We start from the raw sequence: 23250 nt of genomic DNA on the forward strand, positions 1-23250 counted from the left end.
CGCACGTCCCGCAGGGGCGTCCCCGCACCGCGGGGGCGCCCCTGCGTCGTGTCAGGGCTTGAGGCCGAGGGTGCGCATCCGCTCGGTGTGCGCGGCGGTGATCCGGTCGACCAGCCGGGCGATGCCGGTGAGGTCGCCGGTCCCTTCCATGATCAGCTGCGCCAGCCCCTCGCGCTCGGCGATGACCGCCTGCGACTGGGAGATCGCCTCCCCGACCAGCCGCCGTCCCCACAGGGCCAGCCGCCCGGCGAGTGCGCGCTGGGAGCGGATGGCGGCACGCACCTCGCGGACGGCGAACTCCGCGTGCCCGGTGTCGGCGAGCACCTCGAGGATCAGCGAGCGGTCGGGCTCGGGCAGGAAGCCGGCGATCTCGCGGTAGAAGTCGGCCGCCAGGCCGTCCCCGACGTAGGCCTTGACCAGGCCCTCCAGCCACGTCCGCGGCCGGGTGCCCTCGTGGAAGCCGTCGAGGGCCGGCACGAACGGCGCCATCGCCGCGGCGGGGTCTGCGCCCAGTTCCCGCAGCCGCGCCGCGAGCCGGTCGTGGTGGCCCATCTCGGCGGCGGCCATCCGCGCCAGCGCGGCCCGGCCGTCGAGCGTCGGAGACAGCCGGGCGTCCTCGGCCAGCCGGTCGAACGCCGTCAGCTCGGCGTAGGCCAGCACGCCGAGCAGGTCGACGACGGCGCGGCTGTCGACCGTGCTCACGTGCCACCTCCGGGTGGGGTCGGGGGCGGGCGGCCCGCGCGGCGACAGAGGCTAACCGCTCCCCGCGCTACCATGGGAACAGGCGGGCCGCCAGGTCCGCTGGTATCTGTGCGCTGACGATCGCTCGCCGACGCCCCGAGGAGCCCGTGACCGGGCACACCGGGCCGTCGCCGGGGGCAGATCGAGCCCCGGTCCGCTGGCCGCGTCGGCGCTGGACACGCATCCCGCGACACCCGACCGCGGAGCGCCCGGACGACGCCGTCGTCGCCCGCCGGCCGCTCCCCCAGCCGACCAGAGGCGAGAGCACTGACCTCCACAGACCACACCCCCACCACCCCCGAGCTCGAGCACGCCGAGACCGGCGCGCCCGCCCCCGAGCAGGTCGAGCAGACCGTCGAGGCCCTCGGCGGCGCGCCCGTCGAGGAGACCGCGCCGCTGTTCAGCGACTTCGACGTCCACCCCGACGTCGTCGCGGCGCTGGCCGAGGCCGGCATCACCCGGACCTTCGCGATCCAGGAGCTCACCCTCCCGCTGGCGCTGGCCGGCAACGACCTCATCGGGCAGGCCCGCACCGGCACCGGCAAGACCCTCGGCTTCGGCGTCCCGCTGCTGCAGCGCGTCGTCCCCGCCGCGGAGGGCGGTGACGGCGTCCCGCAGGCGCTGGTCGTCGTCCCCACCCGCGAGCTGTGCGTGCAGGTCGCCCGCGACCTGGCCACCGCCGGGAAGAAGCGCGGCATCCGCGTGCAGGCCATCTACGGCGGCCGGGCCTTCGAGCCGCAGGTCGCCGCGCTGCAGGCCGGCGTCGAGGTCGTCGTCGGCACCCCCGGCCGGCTGCTCGACCTGGCCCAGCAGGGTCATCTGATCCTGGGCAAGGTCAGCGTGCTGGTCCTCGACGAGGCCGACGAGATGCTCGACCTGGGCTTCCTGCCCGACATCGAGCGGGTCCTCGGGATGGTCCCGGCGAAGCGGCAGACCATGCTGTTCTCCGCCACGATGCCCGGCCCGATCGTGAACCTGGCCCGCCAGTTCATGACCCAGCCCACCCACATCCGGGCGCACGGCAACGACGAGGGCTCGACCGTCCCGCAGACCACCCAGTTCGTGTACCGGGCGCACAACCTGGACAAGCCCGAGCTGCTGGCCCGCGTGCTGCAGGCGCGCGGCCGGGGCCTCGCGATGGTCTTCTGCCGCACCAAGCGGACCGCGCAGAAGGTCGCCGACGAGCTGGTCGACCGCGGTTTCGCCGCCGCCGCCGTGCACGGCGACCTCGGCCAGGGCGCCCGCGAGCAGGCGCTGCGCGCGTTCCGCAGCGGCAAGGTCGACGTCCTGGTCGCCACCGACGTCGCCGCCCGCGGCATCGACGTCACCGGCGTCAGCCACGTCGTCAACTACCAGTGTCCCGAGGACGAGAAGACCTACGTGCACCGGATCGGCCGCACCGGCCGCGCCGGGCGCGAGGGCGTCGCGGTCACCTTCGTCGACTGGGACGACGTGCCGCGCTGGCAGCTGATCAACAAGGCGCTCGACCTGCCGTTCGCCGACCCGCCGGAGACCTACTCCACCTCGCCGTGGGTCCGCACCGACCTCGACGTCCCCGAGGACGCCACGGGCCGGCTGCCGCGCTCGCAGCGCACCCGCGAGGGCCTCGACGCCGAGGTGCTCGAGGACCTCGGCGAGACCGGCCGGAAGCCCAAGGGCGCCGGCCGCGGTCCGGCACGGGAGGAGGTCCGCGACTCCTCCCGGGAGGACGGCGACCGCCCGTCCCGCTCGCGGTCGCGCTCCCGCCGCCGCACGCGCGGCGGGGAGCCCGCCGACGGGTCGGCCCCCGCCGCCGACGCCGCCACTGCCGCCGACCCGGCGGACGCCGCTGCGGAGCAGCCCGCGGACGAGGGTGCGCCGCGCCGCCGCCGTCGCCGCCGCGGGGGCGCCCGTCGCCGCTCCGCCGGTGCCGCCGGCACCGACGTGGGCGGCGACTCCGGCGACGGCGGCGACTCCGAGTCCGCCGCCTGACGCCGGTCTCCGCCGTTGGCGCTGCGTCCCCCGCCGCTGCGGGTCTGGGTCTGGACGGCGGCCACGCTCGCGCTGGCGCTGGTCGCCGTCCTGCTCTGGCGCGGCTCCAGCGTCGCGGCCACCGACAGCACGACCGCTGACCCGCCGCGGGTCTCCGACGCCGCGCCCGCCGCGGGGGTGGCCCGCGCCTGGTCGGTCGCGGCCGACGCCGGGCTGCCCCGCCGGGTCGTCGAGGGCGGCCGGGTCGTCGTGCCCGGTGAGCGCGGCCTCACCGCCGTCGACGCCGTCACCGGGGACGAGGCCTGGCACTACCGCCGGGCCGACGCCCGGCTGTGCGGCCTGACCGCGGTCGACGGGCTGGTGGTCGCCGTCTTCCGCACCCACGACCGCTGCGACGAGGCCCTCGCCCTCGACGCGGCCACCGGGGTGCGCCAGTGGACCCGCAACCTCAGCCTCCGCGCGGACGCCACGATCTCCGGCACCGAGCAGGCCGTGCTGGCCAGCAGCCCGACCGGGGTCGTGGTGCTCGACCCGGCGGGCAACAACGTCCGCTGGCGGGTCGCGGCGGCCGAGGACTGCCGCCTCGAGGACACCGACGTCGGCAGCGCCGGGGTGGTGCTGCTGCAGCGCTGCCCCGGGACCGCGGCGCTGCAGCTGCGGCTGTTCGACGCCTCCACCGGCCAGCCCCGGTGGACCAGGGACGTCTCCGCCCCCGAGGGCGGCGGCGTCCGGCTGGTCGGCGCCGACCGGCTCGTCGTCGTCGTCACCGGCGACACCCTGCTGGTGCACCGCCCCGACGACGGCACCCTGCTCCAGCAGCTCCCGCTGCCCACCGCCGGGGTCGACCCGGCCGCCGAGCCGCTGCTGCAGGCCGGCGCGGGCGACGTCGCGCTGGTGTGGGCCCGCGGCACCCTGTGGGCGCTGGACCCGGGCACCGGCGCCCCGCGGTGGGAGCTGCCCGCGCAGGGGCTGCCCACGGGGGACGTCGGCAAGACCGCATCGGGCTCGGCCGCCGTGTGGGTGCCCGAGTCGGGCGGGTTCGTGCTGCGCGACCTCGCCACCGGCGCCGAGGCCGGCCGGGCGGCGGTCGACGGCGGCCTGGAGGCCGGCGGGCAGGCCTCGCTGGTCGGGCCGGTGCTGCTCTACCGGCTCCCCGACCGGGTGCACGGCTTCGCCTGACCGGACGGCCTCGCTGCGGCGCCGCCGCGGCGGAGGTTGACTGGACACATGGTCCTGCCCGGGAGCCCCGAGATGCCGTCGGTCACCCTCGCCATCCCGTCCGACGACCTGCGGCAGCTGGCCGACCACGACGCCACCCCGCGGACCCTCGCCGGCCGGGCGGGCCCGCTGGCCGCGCTCGACACCGGCGGCGACGGGCGCCGCGGCACCGTCCTGCTGGTGCCCGGCTACACCGGCAGCAAGGAGGACTTCGCGCCCCTGCTGGCGCCGCTGGCCGCCCGCGGGCACCGGGTGGTCGCCATCGACCAGCGCGGGCAGTACGAGTCCCCCGGGCCCGACGACCCCGCGGCCTACACCGTCGCCGAGCTCGCCGCCGACGTCGTCGCGGTCGCCGCCCTGCTGCGCGAGGAGACCGGCACCCCGCACCTGGTGGGGCACAGCTTCGGCGGCCTGGTCGGCCGTGCGGCGGTCCTGGCCGACCCGGCCGCGTTCCGGTCACTGACGCTGCTCGGCTCCGGTCCCGCCGCGCTGGCCGGCCCGCGGGTCGACCTGCTCGAGCACCTCGGGCCGCTGCTCGACCAGGGCGGCGTCCCGCTGGTGGCCGCCACGCTGGAGCAGCTGGCCATGACCGACGAGCGCGCCCTGGCCGTGCCGAGGGCGACCCGCGCGTTCTACGGCCGCCGGTTCCTCGGCAACACCGCCGCCGGGCTGCGGGGCATGGCGCAGGCGATCACCACCGAGCCCGACCGGGTCGCCGAGCTCGCCGCCACCGGGGTCCCGGTGCTGGTGGCCCACGGCGAGGCCGACGACGCCTGGTCCCCGGCCGTCCAGGAGGACATGGCCCGGCGGCTGGGCGCCCGCCACGAGGTCGTCCCGCACGCCATCCACTCCCCCGCCGTCGAGAACCCCCTGCGGACGGTGCAGGTGCTCGAGACCTTCTGGGCGTCCCTGCCCGGGACCACCCGGTGAGCGGCGGGCGGCCCTCGGCGCGCGACTGGACGCCCGAGGAGGACCGGCTGGGCTTCTTCGGGCCGGACAGCATCACCTGGCGGGTGCACGCCGACCCCGTCTACGGCGTCGGCGGGCTGCGGGCGCTGCTGCTGCAGGCCCTGCACCCGGTCGCGATGGACGGCGTCGCGCGCAACTCGGTGTTCCGGGAGTCCCCGTGGCAGCGGCTCGCCCGCACCGGGGAGTACGTCGACACCCTCACCTTCGGCACCCGGCGGGAGGCGATCCGGCTGGTGCGGCGGGTGCGCGGCATGCACCGGCGGCTCGGCGGCACGGAGGGGACGACCGGGCGCACCTACCGCGTCGACGACCCCGACCTGCTGCTGTGGGTGCACGCCTGCCAGGTGGACTCGCTGCTCGACGTCGCCCGCCGGGCCGACGTCGTCACGCTCGCCGAGGCCGACCGCTACGTGGCCGAGCAGGTGGTCGCGGCCGAGCTCATCGGCGCCGACGCCGGCGACGTGCCCGCCTCGGTGGCCGACCTGGAGGCCTACTTCACCCGGATGCGCCCGGCGCTCGCGCTCACCCCGGACGCCCGCGACGCCTGGCGGTTCATCGCCCTGCCGCCGATGCCGCGGTGGGTGCAGCTGCTGACCCCCGCGCGGCCGGCGTGGGGCACGCTGGCGTCGCTGGCGGTGGCGACGCTGCCGCCCTGGGCCCGCCGGCTGGCCTCGCTGCCGGGGTTCGCGGTCACCGACGCGGCGGCGACGGCGGCGCTGCGGGCGTTCCGGACCGGCCTGCTGGCGCTGCCGGACCGGGCGCGGCTGTCGCCGGTCGTGCGCGCCGGGTTCGAGCGGACGGCGCCGCCGACGGCCCTGGGCGCCTAACCACCGGCGGCGGGCTGGTCGAGGGCGCGCCGCGCCGCGGCCAGCACCGCGGCGGCCACGCGGTCCAGCGACGGCGAGCGCAGCTTCCACTGCTGCCAGTACAGCGCGACGTCGACGGCGCCGTCCGGGTCGAGCGCGACCAGCTCGCCAGGCGGCTCCTGCGGGGCGGGCACCATGCCCCAGCCGAACCCGAGGCGGACGGCGGTCACGTGGTCGGCCGAGGCCGGGACGTGGTGCACCGGTGGCGTCCGCTCGTCGACCCCCCGCGAGCGCAGGTAGCGGTACTGCAGGTCGTCGTTGCGGTCGAAGACCACGACGGGCGCCCGGGACAGCGCCCCGGCGGTGACCCCGTCGGCGAACCAGCGCTCGGCGAACGCGGCCGTGGCCATCGGCCGGTAGGGCATGCTGCCCAGCCGGGTGACGCTGCAGCCGGGCACGGGCTCGGCGTCCGCGGTGACCGCCGCCGTCACCCGGCCCTCCCGCAGCAGCACCGCCGTACGCTCCTCGTCCTCCCGGTGCAGGTCGAAGGCCAGCTCGCCGGCGAGGGGGGCCAGCGCCGGCAGCACCCAGGTGGCCATGGAGTCGGCGTTGACCGCGACGGGCAGGGGCACCGGCCCGTGCGCGGCGTCGCCCACCAGCTCCCGGGTGACGTCGGCGGTGAGCAGCGTCAGCTGACGGGCCAGCCGCAGCACCGCCTCCCCGGACCCGGTCACCCGCACCGGCTTGCTGCGCACCAGCAGCACCCGGCCGGTGGTCGTCTCCAGCGCCCGCAACCGCTGGCTGATCGCGCTCGGCGTGACGTGCAGGGCACGGGCGGCGCCGTCGAGGGTGCCGGCGGCGACGGTCGCCTCGAGGGCGCGCAGCTGTCCGAGGTCGAGGTCCACCCGGCCATCAGAGCAGCTACAGATCCTGCAGCCACGCGAACGGCGCTTCCGACGAGTGCCGCCTAGCGTCGCCGCCGTGTCCGCTGCCGTGTCCCCCGCCCTGCTCGCCGCCGTCTCCGGACTGGGGCTCGGGCTCTCGCTGATCGTGGCGATCGGCGCGCAGAACGCCTTCGTGCTGCGGCAGGGGCTGCGCGCCGAACACGTGGCCGCCGTCGTCGCCGTCTGCCTGGTCTCCGACGTCGCGCTCATCACCGCCGGGACCGCCGGGGCCGGCACGCTGGTCAGCCGGGTGCCCGGCGTCCTCACCGCGGTGTGCTTCGCCGGCGCGGCGTTCCTCGCCGCCTACGGTCTGCTGGCCGCCCGCCGGGCGCTGCGCGCGGCGGCCCTGGTCCCCGACGAGACCGGACGCCGCGCGGGGCTCGCGGCCACGCTGACCACCTGCCTGGCGCTGACCTGGCTCAACCCGCACGTGTACCTCGACACGGTGGTGCTGCTCGGGTCGCTGGCCGGCACCTGGGAGGAGCTGCGGTGGTGGTTCGCCGGCGGCGCCGCGCTGGGCAGCACCGTCTGGTTCGTCGCCCTCGGCTACGGCGCGCGGCTGCTGCGGCCGGTCTTCGCGCGGCCGGCGTCGTGGCGGGTGCTGGACGCCGTCATCGCCGTCGTCATGCTGGCGCTGGCGGCGTCACTGGTCGTGCAGGGCGTCCGCGGCGCCTAGCCAGACGCGGCGGGTTCGTCGGCCGGCAGGAAGCTCCAGGTCTCGCGCGCCGGCGCGGCGGCCTGTCCGGGCGGGCAGCTGCGCCGGAAGTCGCACCAGCCGCACTGCCGCCCGGGTGCGGCCGGGAACGCCTCGTCGGGGTGCACGCCCTCCTCGACCCGCCGGGTGGCGACGCCGATGTCGGCGGCGACGTCCTCGGCCCGCCGGACGTGGTTGGCCAGCGAGCGCTCGGTGTGCTCGAAGGCCGCGACCGTTCCCGACGGCAGGTGGTGCAGCTCCACCCGGCGGCAGGGCCGGCGCAGCGTGCGCTGCACGCCGAGGACGTACACCGCCAGCGCCGGTGAGCCGCGCGCCTCGTCCTCGGTGCTGGGCACCCGGCCGGTCTTGTAGTCGACGACGACCAACTCGTCCCCGCGCTGGTCGATCCGGTCGACCCGTCCCGACAGCGCCAGCGCCGACGTGGTGGCCGCGACCTGGCGCTCCAGGCCGGCCGGCTCGTCGTCAGGGTCGACCGTGGCCAGGTAGCCGGTGAGCCACCCGGCGGCGCGGGCGCGCCAGCGGGCGGACTGCTCGGCGTCCCGGAAACCGGTGTCGGACCAGACGCCGTAGAGCAGCTGCCGCGCGGCCACCGCCGTGCGGCTCGCCCGCGGCAGGTCCCACCACGAGCGCAGCGCCGCGTGCACGGCCGAGCCGACCGTGTTGTGCGCCCACGGCGGCCCCTTGGGCGGCGTCGGCCGGTCGACGTAGGCGTGCCGGTAGCGGCGCGGGCAGTCGGCGAACGCGGCGAGCTTGCTCGGCGTCGCGGGGAACAGCCGCCGCGGCATGCCCGGCATCTCCAGTTGCGCGCTCCCCACACCGCCACGCTAGCCGCCGGGGACGGCGGACCCGCGTCAGTCGGTGAACGGCGCGCTGCCGGTGCCCGCGGCCAGCAGCGCCTCGAACTGTCCGGGATCGGTGGTACAGGCGCCGATCGGCGTCGTCTTGTTCGTACCGTGGTAGTCGCTGGACCCGGTGGTGAGCAGGCCCAGCTCGCGCGCCAGCCCGTGCAGGTGGTCGCGCTCGGCGGGGCTGTGGTCGGGGTGGTCGACCTCCAGGCCGAGCAGCCCCGCGTCGGCCATCGCGGCGACCGCGGCGTCATCGACCACCCGCCCCCGCCGGGTGGCCAGGCCGTGCGCGAACACCGGCACGCCGCCGGCCTCCCGGACCAGCCGGATGCCCTCGAGGACCTCGGTGTCGGCCTTGGCGACGTAGTGGGGACTGCGGTGGGACAGCAGGGTCGCGAACGCCTCGTCCACCGACTCGACGACGCCGGCCTCGACCAGCGCCCGGGCCACGTGCGGCCGGCCGACGACCCCGCCGCCGGAGGCCTCGACGATGCGCTCCCAGACCACCGGGTAGCCGGCCGCGGCCAGCGCGGCGACGATCCGCTCGCCGCGGCCCAGGCGCTCGGCGCGCAGCCTCGTCAGCTCGCCGGCCAGCGCCCGGTGCCCCGGGTCGAAGAGGTAGGCCAGCAGGTGCACGCTGATCGGCGGCTGGTCTGCGGGGAACCACCGGCAGGACAGCTCCAGGCCGGGGACGACGGTCAGCCCGGGTGGGCGGGCCGCGGCGGCGGCCGCCCACCCGGCGGTGGTGTCGTGGTCGGTGAGGGCGACGACGTCGAGGCCGGCGGCGCGGGCGGTGGCGAGCAGGGCCGCGGGGCTGTCGGTGCCGTCGGAGACCGACGAGTGGGTGTGCAGGTCGATGCGCATCGGCGTCCAGCCTCCCCTGCCCGCGCTGGCCGCGCCCGGGCGGTCAGCGCGCCGGTGCGGGCGGGTCCTGGCGGGGCGCGCCGGGGATCGGCTGGGTGTCGTGCCGCGGCCGCTCGCGGGCGGGCGGCTCGGGGTTGCCCTCGTCGTCGCCGGCGGCGGCGCTGCCCAGGTCGCTGGCGAACAGCAGCCCGCTGACCTCCTGGTAGAGCAGGTCGGCGCGCGGCAGGAAGGTGATCTGCGACAACGCCTGCTGCTGACCGGCGGACTCGAAGCGGAAGGTGCCGTAGCCCAGCACCTGACCCAGCAGCGTCTCCTTCCAGGTCAGGTCGGTGATCCGGCGCAGCGGCAGGAGCGTGACGGTGCGGGCGATGATCCCCGAGGTCAGCAGCACCCGGCGGCGGGTGACGATGAAGTGCCGCATCCACCACTCGCCGACCCGCAGCGCGAGCGTGCCCAGCGCGGCGAGGACGACGAGCAGCCCGAGGCCGGCCGAGAACCGGTTGTCCGGGTCGAGGGTGAGCACCCAGGTACCGGCCGCCAGCACCGGCAGCGTCTTGGTGGCCGGCCACAGCAGCACCGCCCAGTGGCGGCGGGTCGCGACGACGGCCTGCTCGCCCGGGAGCAGGTACTTGGCGGCGTCCTTGGCCCACCGCGGCGGGCGGCCGTCGGCCGGGCCGGTCACGGCCGCCTAGACGAGCGAGGTGACGAAGGCGGCGATGGAGGAGGCGGCGTCACCGAGGGCCTCGCCGGCGCTCTTCACCATCTCGGCCGAGGACTCCGGCTGCTGGATGACGTACCAGACGACGAAGGCGATGGCCAGCCAGACGAGGACCTTCTTCAGGTTCACCGTCACCTCCGGGGATGTGCTCGGACCCGCGGGCGGCGTGCCCGCGCGGCTCGGCCCGGAGGCCGGTCCCATGGGTAACACAGGCCCCAGCCGGGACCGTCCGGACACGCCGGTCGGGACCGGGCGTTCACTCCCCCGGCAGCAGGTGCTCGCTGGGCGGGCCCAGTGGCAGGTCGGGGTAGAGCCGCTCGCGCAGGTCGAGCAGCCGCCGAGGCTCGGCCAGCAGCCAGCCGGCCGACATGGGCCAGGTGACCAGCCACAGCCACACCCCGTAGGCCTCGCCCACGAAGGCGGCCCGGTCGTCGGACGTGGGGACCGCCCACAGGGGGGCGTGCTGCCCGGCGGCCTCGACCGCCGCCGACGACGGCCCGGTGATGACGTCGCCCGGGTCGAGACCCGGTAGGCCCGCGTAGCCGCAGCCCACGCCCATGCCCGGCTCCTCCGCGACCAGCACCATCTCGGCCGACCCGCCCAGCGGTGCCGGGCCCGCGCAGCCGACGACGATCGCCCGCGCGCCAGGCTCCCCGCCCCACGCCAGGCCGGTGACCGACCAGCCCGTCGGCATCGGGTCGGGCACCCAGGCCGGGACGCGGGCGTCGGCGGTGACCGCCGCGATCGCGTCGTGCGCGATGAGCGCCGTGTGGTGCAGCGGGGTGACGGCGCCGTGCAGGTGGCACCAGGCCACGGCGGAGTCCCCGGGGCGCACGACCAGCGGCTCGCCGCAGCGAGGGCAGACCGGGGAGGGGCTCATCGGGGAACACCGTCCTGTCACGCGGGGCTCACGTCAAGCGCGGGCGGACGATCCCGGCCCGCGCCGTCGTACCCTGCGCGGGTGCCGTCCGCGTCGTTCCCGCCGGCCGCGCCTCCCCCGGCTCGGGACGGTGCCGCGACGGTGGCCTGCGTGGGGGCGGTGGTGCTCGACGGCGCCGGCCGGTTGCTGCTGGTCCGCCGGCGCAACGCCCCGGGCCGCGGGCTGTGGTCGGTGCCCGGCGGGCGGGTGGAGCCGGGCGAGTCCCTGGCCGCCGCGGTGGCGCGGGAGGTCCGCGAGGAGACCGGGCTGGACGTCCGCGTCGGCGCCGAGGTCGGGCGGGTGACCATCCCGGGCGACGGCGTCGTCTACGACGTCGTCGACTTCGGCTGCACGCTCACCGACCCGCGCGCCCAGCCGGTACCCGGCGACGACGCCGACGCGGTCGTGTTCGCCGGCCCGGCCGACCTCGAGCGGCTGCCCTGCACGCCGCGGCTGCTGGAGACGCTGCGCGGCTGGGGCGCGCTGCCCGCCTGACCGGGCGGGCGGCGCGCCACCTGCTCAGGAGCGGGGCCGGGGCTCCGGACGGCCGGGCTGCTCGCCGCCGCGGGCCTCGCCGTAGGAGCGCTTGGGCACCATGACCTTGCGCCGGAAGACGCAGACGACGGTGCCGTCCTGCTTGTAGCCGATGGTCTCGACGTGCACGACGCCCCGGTCGTCCTTCGACCGCGACTCGGTCTTGTCCAGGACCGTCGTCTCGCCGTAGACGGTGTCGCCGTGGAAGGTCGGCGCCACGTGCCGCAGCGACTCGACCTCCAGGTTGGCGATCGCCTTCCCCGAGACGTCGGGCACGCTCATGCCCAGCAGCAGCGAGTAGACGTAGTTGCCGACGACGACGTTCTCGCCGAACTCCGTGGTCTCCGCGGCGAAGTGGCTGTCCAGGTGCAGCGGGTGGTGGTTCATCGTGATCAGGCAGAACAGGTGGTCGTCGTACTCGGTGACGGTCTTCCCCGGCCAGTGCTTGTAGACCGCGCCGACCTCGAACTCCTCGTAGTACCGACCGAACTGCACCGTTCCTCCTGTTCCTGCAGGCCAGCGCGCCGCTGACCGCACCGATGGCACGGCGGTGGCAGGCCACGACCGTGGGCAGCACACTCGCACAGGGGTGCCGCAGGTCGTGTGACCGGTGGTCCGGGCCGGGCTAGAGGCCTCCCCCGTCGCCCGCGCCGCCTCCGAGGAACCCCGTGGCGGCGGCGCCGCCGGTGGCCGTTCCGTAGGTCTGCCGTGCGGCGATGCCCGGGTCCTCGGCAGCGAGCCGTTGCCGCTCGGCGCGGACGCTGCGGCGGCTCAGGTCGTGGTCGGTGCGTGGCGGCTCGAAGACGGCGGCCCGCAGGGCGCCGTCGTGCATGGCGGCGCGGCCGTGGAGGGCGACCCGCCACACGTCGTCGGTCTCGCCCCGCTGGTCCTGCAGCCAGGCCAGTGCCCGTCGTCCGTCGGCGGTGAGCGCGACCGTCGCCGGGCCCCGGCGCAGCGCCCGTCCCAGGGCGGACCGGGACACCAGGCCGTCGCTGCGCAGCCGTCTGCCGACCTCGAGGAGCCGGGCGTCGTCCTGCAGCCGCCACTGGACGGTGTCGACCGAGCGGTGGCCCGACGGCCCGACGGCGTCGAGGACCGCCGCCTCGACCGGGTGCTGCCGCGCGAGCTCGACGGTCGCCAGCTGGCCGGGTGAGTGCACCCGGACCCGTCCCGAGCGCACGAGCGCCACGATGGCCGTGTCGACCACGCGGGGCGGTCCGCCGCCGAGGTGGGCCGCGTCGTAGACGTCCAGCTGGGAGGGGGTCCGGGATGCCGCCATGGCGCGGCCTCACCTTCGGGCGGAGGGCTCGTGCGGGACAACGGTCCCACCGCCGGGCCGGCCGGCGGAAGTGCCGGGCACGCGCAGCCCGTCCGGCGCGAGGGCCGCTCCGCGGGCGTGGCGAGGCCAGCCGGCCATCACGCGGCGTCGGTGCCCCATCTGCGCGGCCGCCGATCCTACGATGCCCCGGTGGTCCGCCCGCTCCGCTCCGGCGACCCCGCGGAGGGCGACGTCGTCGTGTTGTCCCCCGCCGGGCGCCGCATCCGCCTGGCCGCTTCCGCCGTGGTCCTGGCCCTGCTGCTGACCGGGACGCTGTGGGGCACCGACGCCCACTTCCCGTTCGGCCCGTTCAAGATGTACTCGACGCGCGCCGACACCGACGCTCCTGTGATCTCGACCCGCGTCGTCGGCCTGACCGGCGACGGCCGGGAGGTGCGGCTGTCCGGCGGTGAGGTCGGGCTGCGCCGCGCCGAGTTCGAGGGCCAGCTGCCGCGCCTGGTCGACGACCCCTCGCTGCTGGTCCTGCTGGCCGACACCTACGCCGAGAACCACCCCGGCGGGCCGGAGCTCGTCGAGGTGCAGGTGGTGCAGCGGCACTTCGAGCTCGTCGACGGCGCGGCCACCGGCGCGTGGACCGACCGCGTCCTCGTCGAGCAGGAGCTGGAGGTCGGCCCGTGAGCGCCACCCTGCCCACCGCAACCCCGGCGGCGCCCGGCGGCCGCCGGGTCCTCAGTGCTCTGCGCGGGTTCTGGACCCGGCCGGTGCCGCTGGCCCGGATCGCGGTGTTCCGCACCATCGCCTACCTGTTCGTGCCGGTCGACGTCTTCCTCACGACCGCGTGGGTGAGCGCGCACGCCGACGTCCCGACCGCCTACTACCAGCCCCTGGTCATCGGGCAGCTGCTGCACCTGCCCACGCCGACCCCGACCGTCGTGCACGTCGTCCAGTGGGCCCTGGTGGCCACCGCCCTGGCCGCCGCCACCGGTCGCGCACCCCGTCTGCTCGGTTCCGCGGTGTTCCTCCTCTACTTGGAGTGGATGGTCATCGCGATGAGCTACGGCAAGGTCGACCACGACCGCATCGCCTACCTCGTCGCCCTGGCCGTGCTGCCCACGATCGGCGTGGCACGGTGGCGGGACCGCCGGTCGTCGGAGGCTGCGGGCTGGGCGATGGCTGCGGTGTTCGTGACCGTGGTGCTCACCTACTTCCTGGCCGCCTGGGCGAAGGTGCGCTTCGGCGGCTGGGACTGGGCGACCGGCTCGACGATCACCCGCGCCGTGATCCGCCGGGGCACGGCCCTCTCGGAGTGGACGCTCGACGTGCCCGGCCTGCTCACCACCGTGCAGTGGGCGATGCTGCTGCTCGAGTTCGCGGCACCGCTCATGCTGCTCGTCCGGTCCGACCGGGCGCGGGTGGCGCTGGTGGTCTTCCTGCTCGGCTTCCACCTGATGGTCTTCGGCGGGCTGCGGATCATCTTCCTGCCGCACTGCGTCGCGATCCTGTCGATCCTGCCGTGGGAGCGCTTCCCCGACCTGGTCGCCGAGGTGCGCCGGCGGGGCGGGCGGCGACGGGTACCGGCCGCGGCCGCCCCTGCCCCACCGGGCTGAGCCTCAGACCAGCGCGCCGATCCGGGCGGCCACCTCGGCCTCGTGCTGCTGGTAGGAGGCGGCGACCGCGGTGAGCAGCCCGCCCATCCCGGTGAGCGCGTCGCTGACCGACTGCGCGGAGACCCGCCACTGCTCGTAGAGGGCGCTGAACTGCACGGCCGCCTGGCTGTCGGTCCACCCGTCGAGCACCGAGCCGGTGACGCTGCTCGACAGGGTGGCCTGCCGGGCCGCCGTCTCGGCCGCCTCGGCCTGGCACTGCCCGGCCATCGACTGCAGCGTGGCGATGTCGACCTTCACGAGGTCCTCCCGTCCGTCCCGGGCACCTCCCGGGATCGGCTGCGGACGCTAGGGCCGGGCCCGGACGACGGTCTCCGCACCGTCCACAGGCAGGGGGCGCGTCCACAGCCCCCGGGCGCCGGCCGCGCGACCGGCAGCGGCCGGCGACGGTCGGCGGGTGCCCGCTGCCCCGCCTCCCGACGTCCCGCCGCGCTGCTGGACCGTGGTCGGTCCCGAGGGCGCCGTGGACGTCGAGGTCCGCGCCGCCGACGGCGATCCGCTCGGCGCCGTGCTGCCGGCCCTCACCGCCGCCCTCGGCGTCCCGCCGGCGCCCGTGTGGTCGGGCAGCACCGCGCTGTCCGCGGACCTGCCGCTGACCTCTCCCCTCCTCGCGCACGGCGCGGTCCTCGGCGTCGGCCGCCCCGCGCCCCGCACCGGCCGGCCGGCGTCGAGCCCGCTGGAGCTGCACGTGGTCGGCGGTCCCGCGGCCGGGACCACGGCCGGGCTGGCCAGCGGGCGGCACGTGCTGGGCCGCGGCGCCGGCGCCACGCTGTCCCTCCCCGACCCCGGTGTCTCGCGCCGGCACGCCCGGCTCGACGTCGGCGCCGGCGGGACCACGGTCGCCGACCTCGGCTCGACCAACGGCACCCGGCTCGACGGCGAGGAGGTGACCGGCGACCCGGTGGCCTGGCCGCCGGGCGCCGTGCTGCGCCTGGGCGCCAGCGCCCTGGCGGTCGCGGGCCCCCGGGACGTCCCGGCGGGGCTGCGCCCGGGACCGGGCGGGCGGTGGCTCGTGCACCCGGGCGCCGCGCCGCCGGTCGAGCGATCCGAGGTGGAGCTCGCCGTGCCGGCCGCTCCCGACGAGCCGGCCCGCCGCCGCCTGGCCTGGATCGCGGTGCTCCTGCCGGCGGTCGCCGGGGTGTCCCTCGCCTGGCTGCTGTCCACCCCGACGTTCCTGTTCTTCGCGCTGCTCTCACCGCTGGTCGCGGTCGGCACCTGGGCGTCGGACCGGTGGGCGGGGCGCCGCTCCGGCCGTCGCGCGGCGGCCGTCCACGCCGAGCAGCTCCGCGCCGCCCGTGCCCGGCTGGCCGAGGCGGTGCGCGCCGACGTCCGGGCGGCCCACCGCGCCTGCCCCGACCTCGCCGCGCTGGCCACCGCGGCGCGCCGGCGCACCGCGGTGCTGTGGTCGCGCGGTCCCGGCGACGACGACGCGCTGGTGGTGCGCCTGGGTACGGGGTGGGGGCCGACGCGCGTCATCCGGGTCGAGGACGGCCGGCCGCAGGTCGAGACCGCCGCCGACCTGCCGGTCACCGTCGACCTGCGCCGCGCTGGGCACCTGGGCGTCACGGGCCCGCGGGCGCCGGCGCTGGGCGTGGTGGCCGGGGTGCTCGCCCAGGTGGGCACCCTGCTCCCACCCGGCGGCGTCGACGTCGCGGTCCTGACGACGGCCGCACGTGCCGCCGACTGGAGCTGGGCGCGGTGGCTACCGCACCTGGTCCCCGAGGCGGTCCACGTGCGCCCGGCCGGAGGAGGGGCCCACGAGGACGAGGCGGCACTGCTGCGCCGGCTCGGGGACGTGGCCGGCAGGCAGGAGGCGGCCCGCCGTCCCGGCGCGCCGCCTGTCCCCGGTCGGCTGCTGCTGGTGGTCGACCGGCCGGCCGGCGCGGACCTGCGGGACGTCCTGTGCCGATGCCGCGACTCCGGTGCCGTGCTGCTGTCCCTCGGCTCGCGGGCGGACGACCTGCCGGTGCCCGGCGGAGTCCTGCTGCAGGTCGGCGGGGAGACCGGGGACACCGGCCTGCTCGACCGCGGCGACGGCACGCCGCGGACCGAGCTCGTCGTCGACCGGCTGCCGCGGCCGGTCGCCGCCCGGTGGACCCGCGACCTCGCCGCCCTGTCCCCGGGGCGCACCGCCTCGGCCCTGTCCCGGGCGGTCCGCCTGCTGGAGCTGACCTCCGGCGGGCCGGCCGGGGACACCGAGGGGCCGGCGGTGGCCTGGACGCGGGCGCGGACGTCGCTCACCGTCCCCCTGGGGCTGAGCGGGAACGGGGTGGTCACGGTCGACCTGTGCCGCGACGGGCCGCACGCCCTGGTGGCCGGCACCACGGGCTCGGGCAAGTCGGAGCTGCTGCAGACCCTGGTCGCCGGGCTCGCGCTGGGACACCCGCCGGACCGCTGCTCGTTCCTGCTGGTCGACTACAAGGGCGGAGCCGCCTTCGCGGAGGCCGCGACGCTGCCGCACACCGTGGGCCTGGTCACCGACCTCGACGCCGCGGCCACCGGGCGTGCGCTGCGCTCGCTCACCGCGGAGCTGACCCGGCGGGAGGCGCTGCTGGCCGCGGCCGGCGTCGCCGACGTCGGCGCGCTGCCCGACGAGGTGGACCTCGCGCGGCTGGTCATCGTCGTCGACGAGTTCGCAGGCCTGGCCGAGGAGCTGCCGGAGTTCGTCGGCGGACTGGTCGGGATCGCCCAGCGCGGCCGGTCGCTGGGCGTGCACCTGGTGCTGGCGACCCAGCGTCCCGGCGGGGTCGTCTCGCCCGAGATCCGGGCCAACTGCTCGCTGCGGCTGTGCCTGCGCACGATCGACGAGGCCGACTCGCGCGACGTGCTGGGCAGCCCGGAGGCGGCCCGGATCCCGGCCGACCGGCCCGGCGGCGGCCTGCTGCGCGTGGGCTCCGCCCCGCCGGTGCCCTTCCAGACCGCGCGGGTGGCGGTGGGCCCGTCGGCGCCGGCCGGGCCCACGGTCCGGCGCTGGACCTGGCCACCGTCCCCGCCGCCCGCGGACGACGCAGCCGTCGGGGGCCCGTCGGACCTGGCGCGCATCGCCGAGGCCACCGCCCGCGCGACCGACCGCGCGGGCGTGCGCGCGCCGCACCGTCCCTGGCAACCCGCGCTGCCGGGCCGGGTCACCGCCGCCGACCTGCCGGTCCCGTCCGGGAGCGCCCCGGCGCAGCTGCCCGTCGGCCTGGTCGACCGGCCCGACCGGCAGTCATGGGAGCCGCTCGTGCTCGACCTGTCCCGGGGCGGGGGCTGGCTGGCCGTCGGCGGCCCCGGGAGCGGCCGCACCACCCTGCTGCGGACGGTGCTGGCCGAGGCGGTCGACCGCCTGCCACCCGACCGGCTGCACGTCCACGTCCTCGACCACGCCGGGGGCGCGCTGGGCGCCGCGGCCGCGCGGCTGCCGCACACCGGCACCGTGGTCGGCGGCGCCGACGCCCTGCGCAGCGTCCGGCTGGTGGCCCGGCTGACCGAGGACGTCGCCGCCCGCCGCGCCGCGCCGCCCGGGGTCGGAGCAGAGGGCACCGGAGCACACCCCGCGGACCCCGCCGTGCTGCTGCTGGTCGACGGCGTGGAGTCGTTGATGACCCAGCTGGACGACGCCGTCCCCGGACAGGGCTCGGCGGAGTTCCTCCGGCTGGTGCGCGACGGTGCCTCGGCGGGCCTGACCTGCGTCATGACCGCCGACCGCGCCGTCCCCGGCAGCCGACTGGCCGCGGCCGCGGGCACCCGGCTGGTCCTGCCGCTGCCCGACCGCGCCGACTACGCCGTGGCCGGTGTGCCGGTCCGGTCGGTGCCCGGGTCCCGGCCGCCCGGGCGGGCGCTGCTCGGGGAGGACGCGCTCGAGTGCCAGGTGGCACTGCCCCGGCCGCTGCCGGCGCCACACGCGGACGAGCCGGGCCCGTCGAGCGCACTGCGCATCCCGGAGCTGCCGGCCGATCCCGAGCTGCCGGTCAGCGCATCGGCCGGGACCACACCCTCGGCAGTGCCGCTCGGGCCGGGCGGCGACGAGGGGCGGCTGCTGCGCGTCGACCTGCGCCGCGGCGGTGGGCTGGTGGTCGTCGGTCCCCCAGGCAGCGGACGGACGGCCACGCTGCGGGCGCTGACCACGACGCTGACCGGTGCGGGCGTCCGGGCTGCGTGGCTGGTGCGGGGCCCCCGCGCGGCCGGCCCGGACTCCTCCGGCGCGGTGCCGATCCCCGCCGACGACGTCGCCGGCTGGCGGGCCTGGCTGGCGGACCTCACCGGGCGTCCGGGCGTCCTGGTGCTCGACGACGCGGCCACGCTCGCGGACGCGCCGGTCCTGGCGCTGACGTCGGCGGCGGACCTGGCCGGGCACGACGTCGTGGTCCTCGCCGCCGGCACCCCCGGAGAGCTCGCCGGGGCCTTCCGCGGACCCGTCGCCGACCTCCGCCGCGGCCGCAGCGGCCTGCTGCTCTGCCCGGGCCCCGGGGACGCCGACCTGCTCGGCATCCGGCTGCCCCGCACACCGGTGCCGGTGCGTCCCGGCTCCGGCTGGCTGGTCACCGCGGGCGCGGCCCGTCGGGTGCAGGTCGCCCGGCACCCCCGCCGGCCGTGACGGCGTCCTCAGAGCAGGTCGAGGACCGCGCCGATCTCCTGCGTCGCGTACCAGGCGAGTTCGTGCCCCTCGGCCTGGTCGACCACGAACTGGGCCTCGTCGCTGCCCAGGTCGGCCTCCAGCACGACCGCCACCGCCGCCTGCACGTCGGTCTCGGCGGCGGCGCCGTCGACGTGCGCGCTGGCCACGTCGGCGAGCGGCACGTCGGCGGTCACCCGGACCGCGCCGGGGTCGGTGTCGACGTCGTCGGCCGGCGTGACGGCGGCGTCGGGGACGTCGGCGGCCAGGACCACGCGGCGGCGGGCGGCCGTGGGGTCGACGTCGAGCAGCCGCAGGCTGGCCCGGGCGGCGGCGAGCAGGGCCGCGTACTCGAGCTCCTCGACGTCGGCCGCGGCGTCGCTGAGCGCGTAGTGGTCCCGCAGCCCCGGGGTCACGGCGAAGGCCGTGTGCGGTCCGCCGACCCGGCCCTCGTCGACCAGTCGCCGCAGGACGCTGGTCGTCGCCGGCAGGTAGATCCGCACCCGGCCGCTCCTCTCCTGTCGGGGATGGCGACGGTATCCCGCGCCCGCGGGCGCACCGCGCCGAGCCGGTCAGCGCACCGACTCGGTCAGCGCCGCGACCTCCTGCTCGACCAGGTCGGCGAGCACGTCGACGTCGCCGGCGCCGTCGAGGTCGGCGTTGAGCCCGACGTAGACCCGCCCGTCGTAGCTGGTCATCCCCACCGCCAGCGCCTGACCGCCGAGGAGCGGCACCACCGGGAAGACCTCGAGCATCCGGCTGCCCGCGGCGTAGAGCGGCAGCTGCGGTCCCGGGACGTTGGTCACGACCAGGTTGAACACCCGCCGCGACAGCCCGCGGGCCGCGCGGGCACCGAGCGCGTGCAGCGTGGGCGGGGCGAACCCGGTGAGGGCGACGAGGGCGTCGGCCCGCACCGACCGTCCCGAGTCGGTGACCCCGCGCATGGCGTAGCCCAGTTGCGCCAGGCGCACCCAGGGGTTGGGCTCGCCGACGGGCAGGTCGACGAGGTGGGCCGACACGCCGCCGCCCGCGGCGCCGCCCTCCTCGTCCTGCAGGGAGACGGGCACGAGCGCGCGCACGGCGGTCGAGGCGAGCACCGGCTCCCCGCGCGAGAGCAGCCAGTCGCGCAGGGCGCCGGTGAGGATGGTGAGCAGGACGTCGTTCACCGTTCCGCCGTGCGCCTTGCGGATCGCCTTGAGGTCCTCGAGGTCGGCGCGCGCGACCGCCACCCGCCGCTGGGTGCCCAGCGTCCGGGCGAGCGGCCCGTGCGTTGCCGGGACGACGGCCGACCCGGCGGCGCGGACCAGCCCGCCGGCCACGCTGCGGACGCGGGCCGCCGTCGCCCGCAGGTCGCCCATCGCCGACCATGCGTTCTCGAGCGCCGTGGTGGGCCGCTGGACGTACTCGGCGAGCGCGTCCCGGACCAGCTCGACGCGGCCGGGGACGCGGCGGGGCACCCAGTCGTCGACAGCGGGCAGTGCCGCGTCCGGGGTCGTGTCGAGCAGCACCTGGGCGATGTCCACCGCGCCGAGCCCGTCGACGAGCGCGGGGTGGGTCTTGGTCACCACGGCGACCCGCCCCTCGGCCAGGCCCTCGACGAGGTAGACCTCCCACAGCGGGCGGGCGTGGTCCAGCGGGCGCGAGGTCACCCGGGACACCAGGTCGAGCAGCTGCGCCCGGGTGCCCGGCCTCGGCACCGCCGACCGCCGCACGTGGTAGGCGACGTCGAAGTCCGGGTCGTCGGCCCAGACCGGGTTGGCCAGGTGCCCGGGCACCGGGACGACCCGCTGCCGGTACCTGGGCACCAGCGGCAGCCGCGCCTCGACCAGGTCGGCGAGGGCGTCGAGCCCGCCCTCGACCGGTTCGAGGACGAGCACGCCTGCGACGTGCAGGGGGGCGCCGGGCTCCTCGAGGTAGAGGTACGACGCATCCAGGGTGCTCAGCCGCTCGGCCATCGTCCTCCTCCGGCTCGGGGGTCCACGCTACGGCGACGAGGGCGTCCTCCCCAGCCGGACCGGCACGGACCGCCCTCCCGGGGGAGCCGCGGCGGGCCGGCGGCTCAGCCGGCGCGCCGGCGCAGACCCCGGCGTCCCCGTGCCGGCTCGGGCACCCGCGCGAGGTCGGCGGCCAGCGTGCGCAGTCCGGCCCGCAGCGGGGACCCGGGTGCCACCTCGGCCAGGGTCCGCCCGGAGGCGAGCGCCGCGTCGGTTGCGGCCCGGTCGGTCGGCAGGAACCTCCGCACGCCGCGGCCGGCGAAGCGCTCGAGCGCGTCGCCGATCTCCTCGCGGGGGTCGCCGGGCACAGGACCGCGGCGCAGCTGGTTGACCACCACGACCGGTTCGACGTCCGGCAGCAGGTCGCGGAGCTGGCCCAGCGCCCGGATGGTGCGCTGCAGGGCGACCGGGTCGGCGCCGCTCACGCAGAGGACGTCGTCGGCGGACTCCAGCACGGTGACGGTGGCCCCGTTGCGCCGCGGCGCCGCGGTGTCGAAGGACAGCTCCTCGTCCTCCTCGAGGTTGAACGCGCAGTCGACGACGGTCAGGTCGGCCGTCCGGCGGGCCTCGTCGAGCACCGCCGCGACCGCGTGGGGACGCAGCTCGGGCCACCGGTCGGCCCGGGCCAGCCCGGTGAGCACCGACAGCTGCGGACGGACCGACCAGGCCAGCCGGCGCAGGGCGGCCTCGTCCAGCGTCCCCGCGGCGGCCTGGCGCGCGGCACCGGCCAGCCCGGGCGACTCGTCGAGCAGTCCGAGGACCTGCGCGACGACCCCGCCGTACACGTCGGCGTCGACCAGCAGCGTCGGCACACCCAGGCGCGCCGCCTCGTCGGCGAGACCGACCGCGACCGTCGTCCGGCCCGGCGCCCCGGTCGGGCCCCACACCGCCACGACCCGGCCCCGGGAGGGACGCCGCGGCGCGAGCTCGGGGGCGGTCCGGCCGGGAGCGGGCAGCGCCGTGCGGGGGTCGGCCACGTCGTGTCCGGTCGCCACCGGGCCGGTCACGGCCTCGCGCAGCGCGCGGACGACGTCCTCCGGCGGCGCGTCCGCGGGCAGCACGGTGGCCACCCCCAGCGCCCGCAGCCGCTCGGCGGCACGGCCGTCGGCGGGGTCGGCCAGCCCGACGACGGCGACCCCGGCCGTGCCGAGACGGGCGACTGCGTCGACGTCGAGGCGGTGCAGGTCCGCCGACAGCAGCGCGGCCTGGGCGGTGCCGGTGGCGGCCGTGGCGAGCAGGTCGGAGGCGTCGACGCACCGCCGGACCACGGTCACCCCGTGGTCGGCCCGGTCCAGAGCGCCGACCAGCGCGGCCTCCCACGCGGCGCCGGTGACCGCGGTGACGACCTGCAGCGCCATCAGGGCGCCGACCCGGCGGGTGCGGCCGGCGGAGCGGCGGCGGGGGGCACGGGAGCCGTCGCCTGGTCCAGGGACGGCGCGACCGGCAGCGGGGCGGGCGGCGGTGACGAGGCCGGCACGGAGGAGACCGGCGCCGAGGAGGCGGGCGGCGTGGCGGACGGCGAGGAGGCGGGCGGGGTACTCGACGGGGTGCTCGGTGGGGCCGAGGCCGAGGGACGGGCCGGGCGCGCGGTGCCCTCCGGTGCCCCCGTCGACGCCGCGGCGTCGTCCACCGAGCCGTGCACGACCACCACGAGCGGCCGGCCGCCGATCGACCCGAGCACGGCGGCGGCCTCCGCGGCAGGGACGCCGATGACCACCTGGACGGTCGTCGCCGCCGTCGACAGCACGCCCTCCGCGCGGCCGCTGACGGCCTGCACCGGCGCGGCCGCGACCACGAGCGTCACGCCCTCGCCGGTCGCGGTACCGGCGGGGTCGGTCACGCCGTAGACGTCGACGACCTGCCCGCGCGCGAGTCCGGGCGGTACGTAGCCGGCCTGCACCGGCAGGGCGACCTGAACCAGGTCCTGCGGCTCCTCGAGGGCGCTGCGCGGCAGGAGCTCCCCGGCGCGCACCGCGCGGGCGAGGGTGCGCCCGGCGGGGTCGGTGCCGGTGGACAGGTAGGCCCCCGCGGCGTCGCCCAGCCGCACCTCGACCGCGACGAGGTCGGTGGCCGCCAACTCGGTGCCCGCGGCCAGGTCGCCGGCCACCGACCACACGGGCACGGTGGCATCGGCGGCGCTCACGACGCGGGCGCCGAGCAGCACCGAGCCGAGCACCAGCAGCACCCCGAGGACCAGCCGCAGGTCCAGCCAGCGCGGCGGGCGCACCCGCCGCGGCACCGGCCCGGCCGCCGCCTCCCCCGCCACCGGCGCCGTGCGCGTGGCAGCGCTCACCGGACCCTCCTCCTCTGCTGTCCGGGACGCCCCGGCCGCCCACCGCGCGGTGGGCACGGACCTGACCGGCGATCAGCGCGGTCGGACGCAGATGATGCGGTACGGGAGCGGTTGCGTGCACGGACTGTCCACACGTTCGGGTGTGGACGAGATGCCCGCGGGTGAGCGCGTTCCTGACAGAC

The 23250-nt window shown here is 77.7% G+C and carries 23 protein-coding genes; 9 read left to right on the forward strand and 14 right to left on the reverse strand.

Annotation, left to right across the window (positions count from 1 at the left end; genetic code table 11):
• Window positions 1-51 precede the first annotated feature (51 nt).
• Window positions 52-702, reverse strand: a complete 651-nt coding sequence (locus tag ACI79O_RS03480) for a ferritin-like fold-containing protein (protein ID WP_456874425.1) — start codon at window positions 700-702, stop codon at window positions 52-54.
• Between the two features lie 477 nt (window positions 703-1179).
• Between ACI79O_RS03480 and ACI79O_RS03485 the strand changes: the two genes are divergently transcribed.
• From ACI79O_RS03485 to ACI79O_RS03500, 4 genes are read left to right on the forward strand one after another with little or no spacing between them, the layout of a single operon-like run.
• Window positions 1180-2712: a DEAD/DEAH box helicase gene (locus ACI79O_RS03485; RefSeq protein ID WP_456913428.1), complete on the forward strand. Its 1533-nt coding sequence runs from the start codon at window positions 1180-1182 to the stop codon at window positions 2710-2712.
• Between the two features lie 15 nt (window positions 2713-2727).
• Entirely contained in the window at window positions 2728-3891 is a 1164-nt protein-coding gene (locus tag ACI79O_RS03490) for an outer membrane protein assembly factor BamB family protein (protein WP_456887869.1), read from the forward strand.
• A gap of 48 nt (window positions 3892-3939) precedes the next feature.
• Entirely contained in the window at window positions 3940-4860 is a 921-nt protein-coding gene (locus ACI79O_RS03495) for an alpha/beta fold hydrolase (protein ID WP_456887867.1), read from the forward strand.
• Window positions 4857-5726 carry an oxygenase MpaB family protein gene (locus tag ACI79O_RS03500; protein WP_456913379.1) on the forward strand — a complete coding sequence of 290 codons (870 nt, stop codon included), beginning with the start codon at window positions 4857-4859 and terminating at the stop codon, window positions 5724-5726. The genes ACI79O_RS03495 and ACI79O_RS03500 overlap by 4 nt, the downstream gene beginning before the upstream one ends.
• Here ACI79O_RS03500 and ACI79O_RS03505 read toward each other — a convergent pair.
• Entirely contained in the window at window positions 5723-6610 is an 888-nt protein-coding gene (locus tag ACI79O_RS03505; RefSeq protein ID WP_456913380.1) for a LysR family transcriptional regulator ArgP, read from the reverse strand. The two genes, ACI79O_RS03500 and ACI79O_RS03505, sit on opposite strands and share 4 nt — an antisense overlap.
• A gap of 76 nt (window positions 6611-6686) precedes the next feature.
• Between ACI79O_RS03505 and ACI79O_RS03510 the strand changes: the two genes are divergently transcribed.
• A complete protein-coding gene (locus ACI79O_RS03510) occupies window positions 6687-7325 on the forward strand; it encodes a LysE/ArgO family amino acid transporter (RefSeq protein WP_456874420.1) in 639 nt (212 codons plus the stop codon).
• Here the strand turns inward: ACI79O_RS03510 and ACI79O_RS03515 are convergent.
• The 5 genes from ACI79O_RS03515 to ACI79O_RS03535 form a co-directional block, all read right to left on the reverse strand.
• Window positions 7322-8179, reverse strand: a complete 858-nt coding sequence (locus ACI79O_RS03515) for a RecB family exonuclease (protein WP_456913381.1) — start codon at window positions 8177-8179, stop codon at window positions 7322-7324. The two genes, ACI79O_RS03510 and ACI79O_RS03515, sit on opposite strands and share 4 nt — an antisense overlap.
• Window positions 8180-8215: 36 nt before the next feature.
• Window positions 8216-9073, reverse strand: a complete 858-nt coding sequence (locus tag ACI79O_RS03520; protein WP_456913382.1) for a PHP domain-containing protein — start codon at window positions 9071-9073, stop codon at window positions 8216-8218.
• Window positions 9074-9116: 43 nt separating this feature from the next.
• Window positions 9117-9755: a PH domain-containing protein gene (locus ACI79O_RS03525; RefSeq protein WP_456887852.1), complete on the reverse strand. Its 639-nt coding sequence runs from the start codon at window positions 9753-9755 to the stop codon at window positions 9117-9119.
• Window positions 9756-9761: 6 nt separating this feature from the next.
• Window positions 9762-9920, reverse strand: a complete 159-nt coding sequence (locus ACI79O_RS03530; protein WP_456874416.1) for a hypothetical protein — start codon at window positions 9918-9920, stop codon at window positions 9762-9764.
• A 127-nt stretch (window positions 9921-10047) separates the two neighbouring features.
• Entirely contained in the window at window positions 10048-10671 is a 624-nt protein-coding gene (locus ACI79O_RS03535) for a DUF6758 family protein (RefSeq protein WP_456874415.1), read from the reverse strand.
• A gap of 81 nt (window positions 10672-10752) precedes the next feature.
• Between ACI79O_RS03535 and ACI79O_RS03540 the strand changes: the two genes are divergently transcribed.
• Window positions 10753-11205: an NUDIX hydrolase gene (locus ACI79O_RS03540; RefSeq protein WP_456887850.1), complete on the forward strand. Its 453-nt coding sequence runs from the start codon at window positions 10753-10755 to the stop codon at window positions 11203-11205.
• Window positions 11206-11229: 24 nt separating this feature from the next.
• On the opposite strand, the gene ACI79O_RS03545 is transcribed toward ACI79O_RS03540, so the two are convergent.
• Together ACI79O_RS03545 and ACI79O_RS03550 are read right to left on the reverse strand one after the other, a co-directional pair.
• A complete protein-coding gene (locus ACI79O_RS03545) occupies window positions 11230-11739 on the reverse strand; it encodes a MaoC family dehydratase (RefSeq protein WP_456887848.1) in 510 nt (169 codons plus the stop codon).
• A gap of 130 nt (window positions 11740-11869) precedes the next feature.
• Entirely contained in the window at window positions 11870-12523 is a 654-nt protein-coding gene (locus tag ACI79O_RS03550) for a TIGR04222 domain-containing membrane protein (RefSeq protein WP_456887846.1), read from the reverse strand.
• A gap of 189 nt (window positions 12524-12712) precedes the next feature.
• On the opposite strand from ACI79O_RS03550, the gene ACI79O_RS03555 reads away from it, so the two are divergent.
• Window positions 12713-13201 carry a hypothetical protein gene (locus ACI79O_RS03555; protein ID WP_456887844.1) on the forward strand — a complete coding sequence of 163 codons (489 nt, stop codon included), beginning with the start codon at window positions 12713-12715 and terminating at the stop codon, window positions 13199-13201.
• Window positions 13198-14130: an MFS transporter permease gene (locus ACI79O_RS03560; RefSeq protein ID WP_456887843.1), complete on the forward strand. Its 933-nt coding sequence runs from the start codon at window positions 13198-13200 to the stop codon at window positions 14128-14130. The genes ACI79O_RS03555 and ACI79O_RS03560 overlap by 4 nt, the downstream gene beginning before the upstream one ends.
• Window positions 14131-14133: 3 nt before the next feature.
• Here ACI79O_RS03560 and ACI79O_RS03565 read toward each other — a convergent pair whose 3' ends face one another.
• The gene (locus ACI79O_RS03565) at window positions 14134-14427 is read right to left on the reverse strand and encodes a WXG100 family type VII secretion target (RefSeq protein WP_456874409.1); all 294 of its coding nucleotides are present in this window, start codon (window positions 14425-14427) and stop codon (window positions 14134-14136) included.
• 157 nt (window positions 14428-14584) lie between these two features.
• Between ACI79O_RS03565 and ACI79O_RS03570 the strand changes: the two genes are divergently transcribed.
• Window positions 14585-18763, forward strand: a complete 4179-nt coding sequence (locus tag ACI79O_RS03570; RefSeq protein ID WP_456913383.1) for an FtsK/SpoIIIE domain-containing protein — start codon at window positions 14585-14587, stop codon at window positions 18761-18763.
• 8 nt (window positions 18764-18771) lie between these two features.
• Here the strand turns inward: ACI79O_RS03570 and ACI79O_RS03575 are convergent, their stop codons facing one another.
• The 4 genes from ACI79O_RS03575 to ACI79O_RS03590 all read right to left on the reverse strand — a co-directional run bounded on the left by ACI79O_RS03575 (window position 18772) and on the right by ACI79O_RS03590 (window position 23068).
• Entirely contained in the window at window positions 18772-19284 is a 513-nt protein-coding gene (locus ACI79O_RS03575; RefSeq protein ID WP_456887840.1) for a DUF6912 family protein, read from the reverse strand.
• Window positions 19285-19353: 69 nt separating this feature from the next.
• Window positions 19354-20736 carry a WS/DGAT/MGAT family O-acyltransferase gene (locus ACI79O_RS03580; RefSeq protein ID WP_456913384.1) on the reverse strand — a complete coding sequence of 461 codons (1383 nt, stop codon included), beginning with the start codon at window positions 20734-20736 and terminating at the stop codon, window positions 19354-19356.
• A gap of 104 nt (window positions 20737-20840) precedes the next feature.
• Entirely contained in the window at window positions 20841-22133 is a 1293-nt protein-coding gene (locus tag ACI79O_RS03585) for an AAA family ATPase (protein ID WP_456913385.1), read from the reverse strand.
• Entirely contained in the window at window positions 22133-23068 is a 936-nt protein-coding gene (locus ACI79O_RS03590; RefSeq protein ID WP_456913387.1) for an SAF domain-containing protein, read from the reverse strand. The genes ACI79O_RS03585 and ACI79O_RS03590 overlap by 1 nt, the downstream gene beginning before the upstream one ends.
• Window positions 23069-23250: the final 182 nt, after the last annotated feature.

The sequence above is a fragment of the Geodermatophilus sp. SYSU D00696 genome, assembly GCF_054050235.1.

Bases quoted from the DNA above. Each gene is read 5' to 3' on its own strand.
- ACI79O_RS03495 (WP_456887867.1), top strand. From the start codon at position 3,940: ATGGTCCTGCCCGGGAGCCCCGAGATGCCGTCGGTCACCCTCGCCATC.
- ACI79O_RS03520 (WP_456913382.1), bottom strand. From the start codon at position 9,073: ATGCGCATCGACCTGCACACCCACTCGTCGGTCTCCGACGGCACCGAC.
- ACI79O_RS03535 (WP_456874415.1), bottom strand. From the start codon at position 10,671: ATGAGCCCCTCCCCGGTCTGCCCTCGCTGCGGCGAGCCGCTGGTCGTG.
- ACI79O_RS03550 (WP_456887846.1), bottom strand. From the start codon at position 12,523: ATGGCGGCATCCCGGACCCCCTCCCAGCTGGACGTCTACGACGCGGCC.
- ACI79O_RS03580 (WP_456913384.1), bottom strand. From the start codon at position 20,736: ATGGCCGAGCGGCTGAGCACCCTGGATGCGTCGTACCTCTACCTCGAG.
- ACI79O_RS03585 (WP_456913385.1), bottom strand. From the start codon at position 22,133: ATGGCGCTGCAGGTCGTCACCGCGGTCACCGGCGCCGCGTGGGAGGCC.